Origin of the sequence: Streptomyces sp. M41(2017) (genome assembly GCF_002078175.1) — a bacterium.
Taxonomy (GTDB): Bacteria; Actinomycetota; Actinomycetes; order Streptomycetales; family Streptomycetaceae; genus Streptomyces.
Window position 1 is genome coordinate 4,412,045 of sequence record NZ_MWFK01000001.1, and the last position, 14,520, is coordinate 4,426,564.

The following is a 14,520-nucleotide window of genomic DNA, read 5'->3' on the forward strand; positions in this document are numbered from 1 at the left end:
ACGTGAGGTGCCGGGGTGACGGCGGGACCCGGTGCCCCGCCGGCCCCGCCCCGCCCTACAGCCAGTGCCGCCGCTTGAAGATGAAGTACAGGCTCACGCACACCACACCCATCAGACCGATGGCGAACGGGTAGCCGAACTGCCAGGTGAGCTCCGGCATGTGGTCGAAGTTCATGCCGTAGATCGTCCCGACCAGCGTCGGGGCGAACAGGATGGCGGCCCAGGACGAGATCTTCTTGATCTCCTCGTTCTGTTCGAAGCCCGCCTCCGCCAACGCCCGCATCTCCGCGTTCTGTTGCTGGGTCACGAGCGTCGCGTTGACCGTCAGGATGTCCGTGAGTGCCTGGCGGAAGCCGTCGACGCGTTCGCTGGTGTGGGTGACGTGGTCGGCGACGTCGCGGAGGTAGCGCTGGAGTTCGTCGTCCGTGCCGTACTTGGCGAAGCCGGCCATCAGGCCGTGCAGCATGCCGACGAGCGGGCGGGTGGCACGCTGGAACTCGACCATCTCGCGGGAGAGTTCGTAGATGCGCCGGGACACCGCGGGGTCGCCGCGGAACACCTCGGTCTCGATCTCGTCGATGTCGTTCTGGACTCCGGAGACGACCGGTACGTAGCCGTCGACGACCGAGTCGAGGATGGCGTAGAGCACGGCCTCGGGTCCGAGCCGGAGCAGTTCGGGGCTGTCCTCCATGCGGCGGCGCACCGCGGAGAGGTCCGGTGCCGCGCCGTGCCGGACGGTGATCACGAAGTCCGGCCCCACGAACACGTGCAGCTCGCCGAAATCGACCTCCTCGACCGCGTCGAGATAGCGGGCGGCGCTCAGGACGACGAACAGTGTCTCGCCGTAGCGCTCCAGCTTCGGCCGCTGGTGCGCCTCCATCGCGTCCTCGACCGCCAGCGGATGCAGGTCGAACTCCGCCGCCAGCGACAGCAGTTCGGCCTCGGTCGGACGGGCCAGGCCGATCCACGCCATGCCGTCCGGCTGCTCGCGCAGCTCACGGAAGGTGTCGGCGAGGGACTCCGGGGTCGAGACCCGCACCCCGTCGCGGTACAGCGCGGCCTGGACGACGCTGGCGACCTCGGAGGGCTCGGCCGCGGACGGCTCGGCGTCCGTCGACGGAGGCCGCGTGGGCGCGGGGGACGGCGCGGCGAGAGCGCGGCGCCAGACGGACTTCCGCGTCTCCTTGGCGCTCTTGGGGCTCCCGGACGTCCTCGGCTCCCCGGCGTTGCCCGCCGTGTCTCCCGGGTCCTTCCGGTCCCGCTGGTGGCGCGGGTTCTTCGAGGCTGAGCGGGCGCGTCGCTCCGACATCGCGGCTGCCTCCAGAGTCGACCGTACGTCTGTGTGATCACTGAGCAGGATATACGGGGCATACGGCCTGGGAGCATCCGGCGGGGGCGCCATCGCGACGGAGTTGCGGACCGTAGGTGTCCGCGAGCGGGACTAGCGTGCGGAGCATGACGAAGACGACTGCGACGGCCCCCGTGCTCGGCACCCGCGCCCTCAACCGGGCGACCCTCGATCGTCAGCTCCTGCTGCGCCGCTCCACGCTGTCCGCGACCGCGGCCGTCGAGCACCTCCTCGGTCTCCAGGCGCAGAACGTGAAGCCGCCGTACTACGCGCTCGCCGCCCGGCTGGACGGTTTCCGGCCCGACGAGCTGTCGGCCGCGATGGACGCGCGCGACGTCGTCCGGATCGTCACCATGCGCTCCACGATCCACACGCACACCGCCGACGACGCCCTCACCCTGCGTCCCCTGGTGCAGGCCGCCCGCGACCGGGAGCTGGGCCAGTTCCGCAAGGGTCTCACCGGCGTCGATCTGGACCGGCTCGCCGCGATCAGCCGTGAACTGGTGGAGGCCGGGCCGCGCACGATGAAGGAACTGCGCGAGGCGCTGCTCGTCGAGTGGCCGGACGCCGACCCGTTCGCCCTCTCCGTCGCCGCCCGCTGCACCCTGCCCCTCGTGCAGGTCACCCCGCGCGGCCTGTGGGGGCGCAGCGGCCAGGTCGCCCTCACCACGGCAGAGCACTGGCTGGGCCGCCGCGCCGAACCGGTCCCCGCTCCGGACGCGACCGTCCTGCGTTACCTGGCCGCCTACGGGCCCGCCTCGGTCAAGGACATGCAGACGTGGGCCGGCCTGACCCGGCTCCGGGAGGTCTTCGAGCGGCTCCGGCCCGGGCTGCTGGTCTTCCGCGACGAGAACGGCGTGGAACTCTTCGACCTCCCCGACGCCTCCCGTCCGGAGGCCGACATCCCCGCGCCGCCGCGCTTCCTGCCCGAGTTCGACAACCTGCTGCTCTCCCACGCCGACCGCTCCCGGGTCGTGCCCGCCGACCTCAAGGGGCGCGCCTGGCAGGGCAACCAGGCCTACTGCACCCTGCTCGTCGACGGATTCCTCGCCGGGCTGTGGCGGCTGGAGGAGAGCGCGCTCGTCGTCGAGCCCTTCGGGGAGCTGACCAAGGGGCGGCGTGCCGAGGTCGTCGCCGAGGGGGAGCGGATGCTCGCGGTGATGCACCCGGGCGAGGGGCACGACGTGCGGTTCGGGACGGTCGCCCGGCCCTGACCGGCGCGGCACGGCGACGGGACGTGACGGGCGGGACGGCGCCGGGACGTGAGGGGCCGGCGGACAGGGGGCACTGCGGGGAAGCTGTCCGCCGGCACGCGGGGGTGGCCGGGAGGTGGATGGGGAGCGTTGCGGGCCGCTCGTGGAGGCCCGCAACGCCCCCCTGCTGCTACCTGAGGGGTGCTCAGGAAGTTATCGGTGGCTACGAGGTGACCTGCGCGGTCACGAGGCCGGAGAACGTCGTCAGGCGGGTGTAGACACCCGGGTAGCCGGCCTCCGCGCAGCCCTCGCCCCAGGACGTGATGCCGGCCAGCACCCCGCCGATGAGCAGCGGGCCGCCGCTGTCGCCCTGGCAGGTGTCGACGCCTCCCGACGTGTAGCCGGCGCAGACCATGTCGGAGGCCACGTAGTCGGAGCCGTAGGAGCTCGCGCAACTGGCGCTGGAGACGATCGGCACGGTCGCGGTGCGCAGCTGGTTGGAGGAGCCGCCGTTCTCCGAGGTGGTGCCCCAGCCGACGATGCGGGCCGAGGTGCCGGTCGCGTACACACCCGTGTCCGAGGAGGAGACGTACTTGGCCGTGGCGTACGACATCGCCGTCGACAGGGTCAGGACGGCCACGTCGTCGCCGTTGGTCGCGTCGGTGTAGTCGGGGTTGATCCAGATCTTGCTGACCTTGCTGACGGTGCCGTTCGTGCCGTTGAGGTACGTTCTCCCGCCCACGACACGGACGCTGCCGGTGGACTCGCCGACCATGCAGTGCGCGGCCGTCACCACCTTGTTGGCGGCGACCAGGGTGCCGCCGCAGAACTGGTTCTGCGAGGCGTCGGTGATCTGCATCATGAACGGATAGGCGGTCGTGGTGGTGGTCGTACCGCCCACGATGGGCTGGGGTTCGGCCACGGCGGAGGGGGCGCCGAGCAGCGCGGTCGCGGCGGCGGCAGCGGTCGCCACGCAGACGGCGGCGGTCTTCTTGGCACGGTCGAGCCCGGACATGGGTCTCCTTGGAAGTTGCCGGTGGGGGGACGCACGGGTGTGGGGGGTGAGTCACGGCACCCATGGCGGGGGAGCCGTGTGCCCGAGCGAGCGGCACGGCCACACGCTAGGGCGTGCGGTCACTCTTCCCCAAGGAGGGAAGCCCCTCGTGGGGTCGGCGGAGGGAAAACCCTTGGCCGGACCGGTCGGGGTTTGACGCGCGCGCCGCCCGGTTGATCCCGGCCCGGACCGCCCGCCCGGCATCGGCCGGTTCACCCGAAGGGGGCAGCGCGGGGCGCCGTTTCACGCAGGACGGCGGAGCGGAAATCCGCTCAGTCGGCCCTGCGTTCCGCCGCCAACCGGACGATGTCGACCCGCGACCGTATCCCCAGCTTCCGGTAGACCCGGGTGAGCGTGGCCTCCACGGTCTTCACGCTGATGAACAGACGAGCCGCGATCTCACGGTTGGTCGCGCCCTCCATGACGAGGGCGGCGACCTGCCGCTCGGTGGTGGCGAGGGTGTCGAGGGCGGCCGGGGCGAGCGGCGGCGCGGCCGGGCGGTGCGCGGCGGCGGCCGTCTCGACCTGCCGGAGCCAGGGCAGCGCGCGGCACCGGCGGAACAGGCGGGCCGCCTCGTCGTACGAGGCGGGTCCCGGCACGGGAGTCCCCCCGGCCCGGGCGGAGCCGAGCGGGTGGGGGAGCGCCCGCAGCCCGGCCAGGGCGTACGCGGCACGCGCCTCCTCCAGACCGTGGCCGAGCTTGGCCAGGCGGTCCTGCGCGGAGGACAACTGTCGCTCGGCGGGGCCCTGTTCACCGCGGGCGGCACGGACCAGGGCCTCCGCGCGGTCGAGCACGGCGAGTACGCTCTCGCGTTCCAGCCGCAGCGCGCGCTGCCGGGTCACGTCGATGACGTCCTGCGCCTCCGCGGCCTCGCCGACCCGGACCAGTGCCTCGGCGAGGTCCCCGTGCCAGCGCCCGCGCGCGGGGTCGACCACACCGAGTCCCTCCTCCAACTCCCGCACGCGGCGCAGGGACCGGACGCACGCGGGTGCGTCCCCGGCGACCAGCTGGGCGTGCCCCAGGGCACCGAGGGCGCGGGACAGGTAGACGAGGTCGCCGTCCTCCTCGGCCCGGTCCACGGCCTCCCGGGCGAGCGCGAGAGCCCGGTCGACGTCACCGCCCGCCGCCTCCGCAAGCGAGGTGAGCATCGCGGTCGCGGCCTCCCCGATGCCCGTGTCGCGGGCCAGCCGCAGGCTCTCCCGGGACAGGTCGAGGGCGCGGCCGCAGTGCCCCGAACGCAGTTCCGTCTCGGCGAGTCCGCGCAGGAAGTGCAGTTCGCTCTCGACCATGCCGCGCCGCTGCGCCTCGCGGAGGAGCGCGGTGATGGTCGTACGGGCCTCGGCGAGCCGGTCTCCCATGACCAGCCAGCGGAAGCGGGCGGCACCGGCGCCGTTGTGGTCGCAGGCCACCCGGGGGTCCTGCGGTTCACGCATCGCCCGCTGGATGGTCGAGGGCGCGTCCGAGTGCCCCATCAGGGTCTCCATCTGCGCCTGGAAGCCGAGCGCGAGGAGTTCGGTGCGCCGGTCCCCGGCGCGGGCCGCGAGGCGCGCGGCGTGGGCGGCCTCCTCGCGCGCCGTGGCCATCTCGCCGTCCATGAGCAGGGCGCGCCAGGCGAGTTGGTAGCGGACGAGGGCGACGAGACCGGGATCGTCGCCGGCGTCCGCGAGGGCCTGCGGGAAGACGGCGTCGATCTCGGCCATGGCCTGTCCGGCGGAGTCCACGACGACCATCCAGGCCCGCACCCGGTCGGCGGGGGCGGTGGCCCGTGCCAGCACCTGCCGCGCGATGTCCCGCGCGAGGTCCGTCTCCCCGGCCGTCAGCGCGTCCTCCGCCGCCTGCAGGCGGCGTTCGTCCGGGCCGGGCCGGGTTCCCGCCGGGGTGTGCCGGGCGGCGAGCAGCCCGAGTCCGACCGCGACCGAGGGCGCGCCCCGGTCCCGGGCCGCGGTCGCCGCCTCACCGAGCCGGGCGGCGACGGCGGGATCGGTGCCGGTGGTGGACAGCGCCAGGTGGCGGGCCCGTTCGATCGGGTCGGAGGCGGCCCCGGACAGGGCGGCGTGCGCGGCGCGCCGCTCCTGGGCGTCCGCCTCCGCGTAGAGCGCCGCCGAGACGAGGGGGTGCGCGAAGCGGATGCCGGGGGTCTCGCGTTCGGTGGCGAGCAGTCCGAGCGCCGCCGCCGAGGCCGTCTCCGCCTCGGCGTTCACCCGGCCCGCCGCGTGCAGCAGGGCCAGGGTCGGGCGGGCCCCCGCGCTCGCGACGAGGAGGGTGCGGCGGGCCTCGGGGGAGAGCATCTCCAGGCGGCTGAGGACGAGCGCGCGCAGGGACGTCGGGACCGGGAGGGGCTCGCCGGGACTCGGCGGCGTGGGGGACTCGGCGAGGGCGCGGCCGAGTTCGAGGGCGAAGAGCGGGTTGCCGCCGCTGGTGCGGTGGATGTCGCGCACCGTGGAGCGGGACAGGCCCGTGTAGCCGCGCCGGCCGAGGAGTTCGGTCACGTGGGTGCGCGACAGCGGGGTGACCCGGACGGCCAGGGTCTCCGGCGGGGACGCGCGTAGATAGCCGTCGTGCTCCTGGGCCTGCGGCTCGGTGTCCGTACGGACGGCGCAGAGCATGCGGACGGGCATGCCGCCGAGCCGGCGGGCGGCGAAGCCGAGCAGTTCGGCGCTGGCCGGATCGAGCCACTGGAGGTCGTCGGCGACGATCAGCACCGGACCGCGCGCGGCCAGGGCCCGGAACGCGGAGAGCACCGCGAGCCGCAGGGCGAGCCCGTCGCGCTGGAGGGTGGACTCACCGCGTCCGGTGAGGGCCGACTCCAGGGCGGTGCGCTGCGGAGGGGGCAGCCGGTCGGCTATCTCGTCGACGACCAGGCCGAGGAGATCGGCCAGCGCGAGGAAGGGGAGATGGGATTCGGTCTCGGTGGACGAGCAGCGCAACACGGTCCGCGCCGATTCGGCGCATTCGGCGGCCAGCGCGCGCAGGACGGTCGATTTCCCAATTCCCGCGGGGCCGTGCACGAGCACACTGCCACCGCCGGAGAGTTGCTCGCGGGCGCGGGCGAAGAGCTCCTCCCGGCCGATGACCAGGTCGGGGCGCGCTCTCGCAGGTTCCTGGAAGTCCCCTCGCACGGTCACCGCTCCCCTCACGTGTCGTGTCCGGGCCAATGTTAGGCAATGTCTCTTTGAATTTCGGACAGTCGGGGTGGTGAGGGAAATAACAACGGCTCCGCATAGCTGATTTCAGAGCACGACGGATTGAATGGCAGCCCCCAGGACGGCAGTTCCGCCGGACCGGCGGGCCTCGCCACCCCGCGGAACGAAGCGTCCCGCAACGGCGGCGCGCGCGCCACCGTCACGGACACGTGTTCCTGTCACGGCAGCAGCCCGGCACGGCGCGCGGCGACGACCGCCTCCAGACGGGTGTGGGCGCCGAGCTTGCGCATGGCCGAGCGCAGATACCCCTTCACCGTCTCCGGACGCACGCCCAGCCGGGCGGCGGCGATCGCGTTCGTCGCGCCCGCCGCCACACACGCGAGGACGTCCAGCTCGCGGGGCGCGAGACCCGCGTCCCGCGGTGCCGCCTCCTCGGCCGGTGCCGCGGCACCGGCCAGCCGGCCGCACACGGCCAGCAGTTCGTCCCGCAGCCGCGGGTCGGCGATCCGCGGGGCCAGCGCCCGCAGTGCCCCGTGCGCCTCCCGCACCTCCTCCCAGGCCGCGCCGCCCGTGCCGCGGGCACCGTCCGCCGCGGGGCCGGACGCGCGGACGACGCCGAGCAGCGCCCGCGCCTCGTCCCGGACCACCAGCGCCTGCTCCACGTCCCGGGCCGCCGCGACGGCCGCCCCGAGCGTGCGGTCACCGAGCGGCTGCGGCGAACGCAGAGCCCCGTACAGCACACCGCGCACCCGCCGTCGTACGACCACCGGGACGGCGAGGACGGAACAGAGCCCCTCCGTCGCCACCGCCATGTCGTACTCGTGGCTGATCTGCCGAGACGCCGAGTAGTCGGTCACCGCGCACGGCCGGGCGAGAGCCACCGCCTTGCCGCCCAGGCCGTTGCCCGAGGAGACCCCGAGGGAGCTCAGCGCCGCCGTCGACGTGCCGCTCAGCTCGCTGATGCGGATCAGCCGGCCGCCCGGGTCGACCAGGCCGCCGAAGGCGACGGGCAGCCCCGTCGCGCGGCGCAGCCGCACCAGCGCGCCCCGCACCTCCACCGCCTCGGCTGTGTCAGCTGCCACCTGCTCGCCCCTTCGTCGCGGCGCACCCCCGTCCGGGGGTGGTGAGACCTGCATCACGGAATACACGATGGTAGGCGGCGGTCCGGCAACGAGGAGGAAACATGACGGCGACCACGGGTGCGACGGAGGAGTTCCGCGCCGCGCGGGACTTCCTGCTGAAGCACCGCGAGGACTGGACGACGGCCTACGAGGGCTTCCGCTGGCCCCGTCCGGAACGCTTCAACTGGGCCCTCGACTGGTTCGACGTCATCGCGCGCGGCAACGACCGCACCGCCCTGCACATCGTCGAGGAGAACGGCGACCGCGTCCAGGTCTCCTTCGCCGAGATGGCCGAGCGCTCCGACCGGGTCGCCACCTGGCTGCGCGAGCTGGGCGTGCGGGCCGAGGACCGCGTCCTCGTCATGCTCGGCAACCAGGTCGAGCTGTGGGAGACCGCCCTCGCCGCGATGAAGCTGCGGGCCGTCGTGATCCCCGCCACCCCGCTCCTCGGTCCCGCCGACCTGGCCGACCGGGTCGAGCGCGGCCGGGTGCGGCACGTGATCGTACGCACCGAGGACGCCGCGAAGTTCGACGCCGTGCCCGGCCGCTACACCCGCGTCACCGTCGGCGGCGCGCGCCCCGGCTGGCAGTCGTACGAGGACGCGGCCGCGGCCGACGCCGCCTTCGAGCCCGACGGGCCCACCCACGCGGACGATCCGCTGATGCTCTACTTCACCTCGGGCACCACCGCCCGGCCCAAGCTGGTGGAGCACACCCACGTCTCGTACCCGATCGGCCACCTGTCCACCATGTACTGGATCGGCCTCCGGCCCGGCGACGTGCACCTGAACATCTCCTCGCCCGGCTGGGCCAAGCACGCCTGGTCGAACCTCTTCGCTCCGTGGAACGCGGAGGCGACCGTGTTCCTGCACAACTACACCCGCTTCGACGCGGGCCGCCTGATGGCGGAGATGGACGGCGCGGGCGTCACCACCTTCTGCGCCCCGCCCACCGTGTGGCGGATGCTCATCCAGGCCGACCTGACCCAGCTGCGCACCCCGCCGCGCGAGGCCGTCGCCGCGGGCGAGCCGCTGAACCCCGAGGTCATCGAGCAGGTCCGGCGTTCCTGGGGCGTCACCGTCCGGGACGGCTTCGGGCAGACGGAGACCGCCGTCCAGGTGTCCAACAGCCCCGGCCAGCCGCTCAAGACCGGCTCCATGGGCCGGCCCAGCCCCGGCTTCCGCGTCGAACTCCTCGACCCCGTGTCCGGCGCGCCCGGTGCGTCCGAGGGAGAGATCTCCCTCGACCTGTCCGACCACCCGGTGGGCGTGATGACCGGCTACCACGGCGAACCGGACCGTACGGCCGAGTCGATGGCGGGCGGCTACTACCGCACCGGCGACATCGGCTCCCGCGACGCGGACGGCTACATCACCTACGTCGGCCGCGCCGACGACGTGTTCAAGGCCTCCGACTACAAGATCTCGCCGTTCGAGCTGGAGAGCGCGCTCCTGGAGCACGAGGCGGTCGCCGAGGCCGCCGTGGTCCCGGCCCCCGACGCACTGCGCCTCGCCGTCCCGAAGGCGTACGTCGTCCTCGCCGCCGGCTACGAGCCGGGGCCCGACACCGCCAAGGTGCTCTTCGAGCACGCCCGTTCGGTGCTCGCGCCCTACAAGCGCATCCGCCGCCTGGAGTTCGGCGAGCTGCCCAAGACCGTCTCCGGCAAGATCCGCCGGATCGAGCTGCGCGAGGCCACGGCCGCCGGCTCGGACGCCGAGTACCGCGAGGAGGACTTCCGGTGAGTGAACCGTCGTACACGCACGGGACGAGCGGTACCCCGCTGCTCGGCGACACGATCGGCGCCAACCTCGACCGCGCGGTGGCTGCCTGGCCGGACCGCGAGGCGCTCGTCGACGTGCCGTCCGGTCGCCGCTGGACGTACGCCGCGTTCGGCGCCGCCGTCGACGAGCTGGCGTACGCGCTGCTCGCCAGTGGCGTCGCCAAGGGCGACCGGGTGGGCATCTGGGCCGTCAACTGCCCCGAGTGGGTGCTCGTCCAGTACGCCACCGCCCGCGTCGGCGCGATCATGGTGAACATCAACCCGGCCTACCGCACCCACGAGGTCGAGTACGTCCTCAAGCAGGCCGGGATCTCGCTGCTGTTCGCCTCCCTCAGCCACAAGGGCAGCGACTACCGGGCGATGGTCGAGGAAGTGCGGGGCGCCTGTCCGGAGTTGAGGGAGACCGTCTACATCGGTGACCCGAGCTGGGACGGGCTGGTGCGGCGCGGGACCCCCGACCTGTACGAGGACCTCCACGCCCGCGCGGCCGAGCTGTCCTGCGACGACCCCATCAACATCCAGTACACCTCGGGCACCACGGGCTTCCCCAAGGGGGCCACGCTCTCCCACCACAACATCCTCAACAACGGCTACTTCGTGGGAGAGTCGGTCGCCTACTCCGAGCAGGACCGCATCTGCATCCCGGTGCCCTTCTACCACTGCTTCGGCATGGTGATGGGGAATCTGGCGGCGACCTCGCACGGCGCGTGCATGGTCGTCCCGGCGCCGTCGTTCGACCCGGCGGCGACCCTTGAGGCCGTGCAGCGGGAGAAGTGCACCTCGCTCTACGGCGTCCCCACCATGTTCATCGCCGAGCTGAACCTTCCTGCCTTCGCGACGTACGACCTGTCCACCCTGCGCACCGGCATCATGGCGGGCTCGCCGTGCCCGGTCGAGGTGATGAAACGGGTGGTCGCCGAGATGCACATGGCCGAGGTGTCCATCTGCTACGGCATGACCGAGACCTCCCCGGTCTCCCTGCAGACCCGCCGGGACGACGACCTGGAGCACCGCACCGGCACCGTCGGACGGGTCCTGCCGCACCTGGAGGTCAAGGTCGTCGGCCCGGACGGCGTGACCGTGCCGCGCGGCAGCTCCGGAGAGCTGTGCACCCGCGGCTACAGCGTCATGCTCGGCTACTGGGAGGAGCCCGAGCGGACCGCCGAGGCCGTCGACGACGGGCGCTGGATGCACACCGGGGACCTCGCGACGATGCGTGAGGACGGCTACGTGGAGATCGTCGGCCGCATCAAGGACATGATCATCCGCGGCGGCGAGAACATCTACCCGCGCGAGATCGAGGAGTTCCTGTACGCCCACCCGAAGATCGCCGACGTCCAGGTGGTCGGCATCCCGCACGAGCGTTACGGCGAGGAGGTGCTCGCCTGTGTCATCCCGCGCGACCCGGCGGACCCGCTCACGCTGGAGGAACTGCGGGCCTACTGCGAGGGCCGGCTCGCGCACTACAAGATCCCCAGCCGGCTGCGGGTCCTGGAGTCCTTCCCGATGACGGTGTCGGGCAAGGTGCGGAAGGTCGAACTGCGGGAGACGTACGCCGAGTAGGGCCCCGGGTGCGGATGGGCGCGCGGCTGCCGGTCCCGGGGCCCGGGTCCGCGGGTTCCCCGCCGGTGGTCAGCCCCCGACCGCGACCAGGTCGTCGGCCGGGCTGTTCACCGGCTGCGGGGTGCCCGTGAGGTCCAGGACGAACAGCGGTACGCCGAGGGCGTCGGCCCGGGCGAGGGCGTCCTCGGCGTAGCCCGCGAGGGAGAAGTACACGCAGGCCGCCGACTCCGTCATCGCCGTAAGCCACAGGCACTCCACGTCCCGCAGCGAGGCCGGGCGCACGGTGGGGTCGACCTGCGCCAGGATGCCGCGCGCGGCGAGCCCGATCCCCGAGGGCGGCCGCTGGTCGGCGCGCCGGACGTCGGGGTAGCCCAGCCAGCGCAGATACAGCGCGGCGGCGGTGACCGCGTCCCGCGCGGTCCGGATGGTCACGGGCCGGAACGGGCCCCGCCGTCCGGCACCGTCGTCCGACGTCCCGCCATCCACCGTCACGCCGGTGCCGGTGCCGGTGCCGGTGCCGGTGCCCGGCGCACCGTCGTCACTCGCGTCCCGGCCCCCGTCCGGACCGATGCCCGTGGTCGCGCCGGCACCGAGGTCGTGGCCCTCGCCGGGCGGGGTGTCGTGTCCCGCGTCCGGGCTTCGGTCCGGGGTGTCCGCCGTCGCCTCGTCGCCGGCGCCGCGGCGCTCGTCCCGGCCGGTGTCGGCCGCCGGGGCGGCGGCCTCGGCGGGGGTCGTGTCCCGCGTCCCGGCTCCGCCGCCGCCCGGATGCGCCGGGCCGTCGACGGACGGCGTTCCGTGTCGACCGCCGCTCCTGGGCCTCTCCTCATCCCCGACGGGAGCCCGGACCTCCTCGGTTCCCGCGTCAGTGCGGTGGTCAGGGCCGGTGGGCCGACGGATGTCGCCCTCGGCCGGCAGGCCACCGGGGAGGTCGTGGGCCGCGGGTCCGCCCGCGTCGGCGCCGGCACGGCGATCGGGCCCGGTGGCGCGGTCCGTGTCCCGCGGGGGAGGAAGCGCCCCGGCCGCCCGGACGGGGATCCGCAGCATCGTCCCGCAGTCGCAGCCCAGTTCCGGGTGCGGCCACTGTGTCTCGCGGGCGCAGGCCCCGCAGCGCACGGTGGCCCACTCGTCGTCCCACGCGCGCACGGTCACGACCGTCGGTTCCACCAGGGCGTCGAGCGAGGGCGCGACGGGCACCCCGCACACACAGGGATAGGACTGCGCCGCGTACCGGTGCTCGCGGCGGCAGGCCGGACACCGCACGGGCACGCTCTCGGCCATGGCCCACTCCAGGACGTCACGTCGGGTCAGCGTGCCCATCGTCCTCCAGCCGGGCCGCCTTCGGCAGCGAAACGGCCCGACGTCCCGCGACAGGACGGGAAGGGCGGCCCGCCCTTGACGCTCCCTCCTCCTCCGCCTACATTGCTTCCAGATAGTAGAAGTTAGTTTCCGCAATACGGAATCTAAAGCTCTCCGCGGGGCGCGACGGGAGCGGGAGAATCCGACATCCGAAGCAGGAGAACTCCATGGCTCGTATGACCGCTGCCCGCGCGGCAGTCGAGATCCTCAAGCGCGAGGGCGTCAGCAACGCGTTCGGCGTCCCGGGTGCGGCGATCAACCCCTTCTACGCGGCGCTCAAGGCGTCCGGCGGCATCAACCACACCCTCGCCCGGCACGTCGAGGGCGCCTCCCACATGGCCGAGGGCTACACCCGTACGCACCCCGGCAACATCGGCGTCTGCATCGGGACCTCGGGTCCGGCGGGCACCGACATGATCACCGGCCTGTACTCCGCGACCGGCGACTCGATCCCGATCCTGTGCATCACCGGCCAGGCGCCGACCGCGGTGATCCACAAGGAGGACTTCCAGGCCGTCGACATCGCGTCGATCGCCAAGCCCGTCACGAAGATGGCCGTCACGGTGCTGGAGGCCGCGCAGGTCCCCGGCGTCTTCCAGCAGGCGTTCCACCTGATGCGCTCGGGGCGCCCCGGGCCGGTCCTCATCGACCTGCCCATCGACGTCCAGCTCACCGAGATCGAGTTCGACCCCGACACCTACGAGCCGCTCCAGGCGTACAAGCCGGCCGCGACCCGCGCCCAGATCGAGAAGGCGATCGGACTGCTCAACGCGTCCGAGCGCCCCCTGATCGTGGCCGGCGGCGGCGTCATCAACGCCGACGCGTCCGAACTCCTCGTCGAGTTCGCCGAGTTGACCGGCACCCCGGTCGTCCCGACGCTCATGGGCTGGGGCATCCTGCCCGATGACCACGAGCTGAACGCCGGCATGGTGGGCCTGCAGACCTCGCACCGCTACGGCAACGCGACGTTCCTGGAGTCCGACTTCGTCCTCGGCATCGGCAACCGCTGGGCCAACCGCCACACCGGCAAGCTGGACGTCTACACCGCCGGCCGCACCTTCGTGCACGTCGACATCGAGCCCACCCAGATCGGCAAGATCTTCGCCCCGGAGTTCGGCATCGCCTCCGACGCCAAGGCCGCTCTGGAGCTCTTCGTCGAGGTGGCACGGGAGTTGAAGGCGGCGGGCAAGCTGCCCGACCGCTCCGCATGGTCCGCCTCCGCACAGGAGAAGCGGGCCACGCTCCAGCGGCGCACGCACTTCGACGACATCCCGATCAAGCCGCAGCGGGTCTACGAGGAGATGAACAAGGCCTTCGGACCGGAGACCCGGTACGTCTCCACCATCGGCCTCTCGCAGATCGCCGGCGCCCAGATGCTGCACGTCTACCGGCCGCGCCACTGGATCAACTGCGGCCAGGCGGGCCCGCTCGGCTGGACGATCCCGGCCGCCCTCGGTGTCGCCAAGGCGGACCCGGACGCGCAGGTCGTCGCTCTCTCCGGCGACTACGACTTCCAGTTCATGATCGAGGAACTGGCCGTCGGTGCCCAGCACCGGATCCCCTATGTCCACGTTCTCGTGAACAACGCCTACCTGGGCCTGATCCGGCAGGCGCAGATCGGTCTGGACATCAACTTCCAGGTCAACCTGGAGTTTGAGAACATCAACTCCCCGGAGCTCGGCGTCTACGGCGTCGACCACGTGAAGGTCGTCGAGGGGCTCGGCTGCAAGGCGATCCGGGTCACCGACCCGAGCGAACTCGGCGCCGCCTTCGAGCAGGCGAAGAAGCTCGCCGCCGAGTTCCAGGTCCCCGTCGTCGTCGAGGCGATCCTGGAGCGCGTCACCAACATCGCCATGAGCAAGACCAACGACATCAGTGCCGTCGTGGAGTTCGAGGAGGTCGCGACCGAGCCGGGCCACACGCCCACCTCGATCCGGACCCTCAAGGTCTGACGCGGCCCAC

8 protein-coding genes and 2 pseudogenes are annotated in these 14,520 nt (G+C 72.9%); 4 read left to right on the forward strand and 6 right to left on the reverse strand.

Features of this window, described 5'->3' with window-relative positions; all coding sequences use genetic code 11:
* Positions 1 to 55 precede the first annotated feature (55 nt).
* Complete coding sequence (locus tag B0675_RS19335; protein WP_081220070.1) at positions 56 to 1,309, reverse strand: magnesium and cobalt transport protein CorA; 1,254 nt, start codon at positions 1,307 to 1,309, stop codon at positions 56 to 58.
* Between the two features lie 146 nt (positions 1,310 to 1,455).
* Here B0675_RS19335 and B0675_RS19340 point away from each other — a divergent pair, with 146 nt between their 5' ends.
* Positions 1,456 to 2,562 carry a winged helix DNA-binding domain-containing protein gene (locus B0675_RS19340; RefSeq protein ID WP_081220071.1) on the forward strand — a complete coding sequence of 369 codons (1,107 nt, stop codon included), beginning with the start codon at positions 1,456 to 1,458 and terminating at the stop codon, positions 2,560 to 2,562.
* Positions 2,563 to 2,764: 202 nt separating this feature from the next.
* On the opposite strand, the gene B0675_RS19345 is transcribed toward B0675_RS19340, so the two are convergent.
* The 3 genes from B0675_RS19345 to B0675_RS19355 form a co-directional block, all read right to left on the reverse strand.
* On the reverse strand, positions 2,765 to 3,556 hold the full coding sequence (locus B0675_RS19345; protein WP_081220072.1) for a serine protease: 792 nt from the start codon (positions 3,554 to 3,556) through the stop codon (positions 2,765 to 2,767).
* Positions 3,557 to 3,867: 311 nt separating this feature from the next.
* Complete coding sequence (locus B0675_RS19350; RefSeq protein WP_179165323.1) at positions 3,868 to 6,720, reverse strand: helix-turn-helix transcriptional regulator; 2,853 nt, start codon at positions 6,718 to 6,720, stop codon at positions 3,868 to 3,870.
* A gap of 236 nt (positions 6,721 to 6,956) precedes the next feature.
* Positions 6,957 to 7,820: a helix-turn-helix transcriptional regulator gene (locus tag B0675_RS19355; RefSeq protein ID WP_081220073.1), complete on the reverse strand. Its 864-nt coding sequence runs from the start codon at positions 7,818 to 7,820 to the stop codon at positions 6,957 to 6,959.
* A gap of 101 nt (positions 7,821 to 7,921) precedes the next feature.
* Here B0675_RS19355 and B0675_RS19360 point away from each other — a divergent pair, with 101 nt between their 5' ends.
* The gene (locus tag B0675_RS19360; RefSeq protein ID WP_081220074.1) at positions 7,922 to 9,601 is read left to right on the forward strand and encodes an AMP-binding protein; all 1,680 of its coding nucleotides are present in this window, start codon (positions 7,922 to 7,924) and stop codon (positions 9,599 to 9,601) included.
* Positions 9,598 to 11,202, forward strand: a complete 1,605-nt coding sequence (locus B0675_RS19365) for an AMP-binding protein (RefSeq protein ID WP_081220075.1) — start codon at positions 9,598 to 9,600, stop codon at positions 11,200 to 11,202. The genes B0675_RS19360 and B0675_RS19365 overlap by 4 nt, the downstream gene beginning before the upstream one ends.
* 69 nt (positions 11,203 to 11,271) lie before the next feature.
* Here the strand turns inward: B0675_RS19365 and B0675_RS19370 are convergent.
* Together B0675_RS19370 and B0675_RS42005 are read right to left on the reverse strand one after the other, a co-directional pair.
* Positions 11,272 to 11,643 (reverse strand): annotated as a pseudogene (locus B0675_RS19370) (hypothetical protein); the annotation flags it as partial.
* Between the two features lie 585 nt (positions 11,644 to 12,228).
* Positions 12,229 to 12,480, reverse strand: a pseudogene (locus B0675_RS42005) (hypothetical protein); the annotation flags it as partial.
* Positions 12,481 to 12,725: 245 nt separating this feature from the next.
* Between B0675_RS42005 and gcl the strand changes: the two are divergent.
* Positions 12,726 to 14,510, forward strand: a complete 1,785-nt coding sequence (gene gcl, locus B0675_RS19380; RefSeq protein ID WP_081220076.1) for a glyoxylate carboligase — start codon at positions 12,726 to 12,728, stop codon at positions 14,508 to 14,510.
* The last annotated feature ends 10 nt before the right edge of the window (positions 14,511 to 14,520 follow it).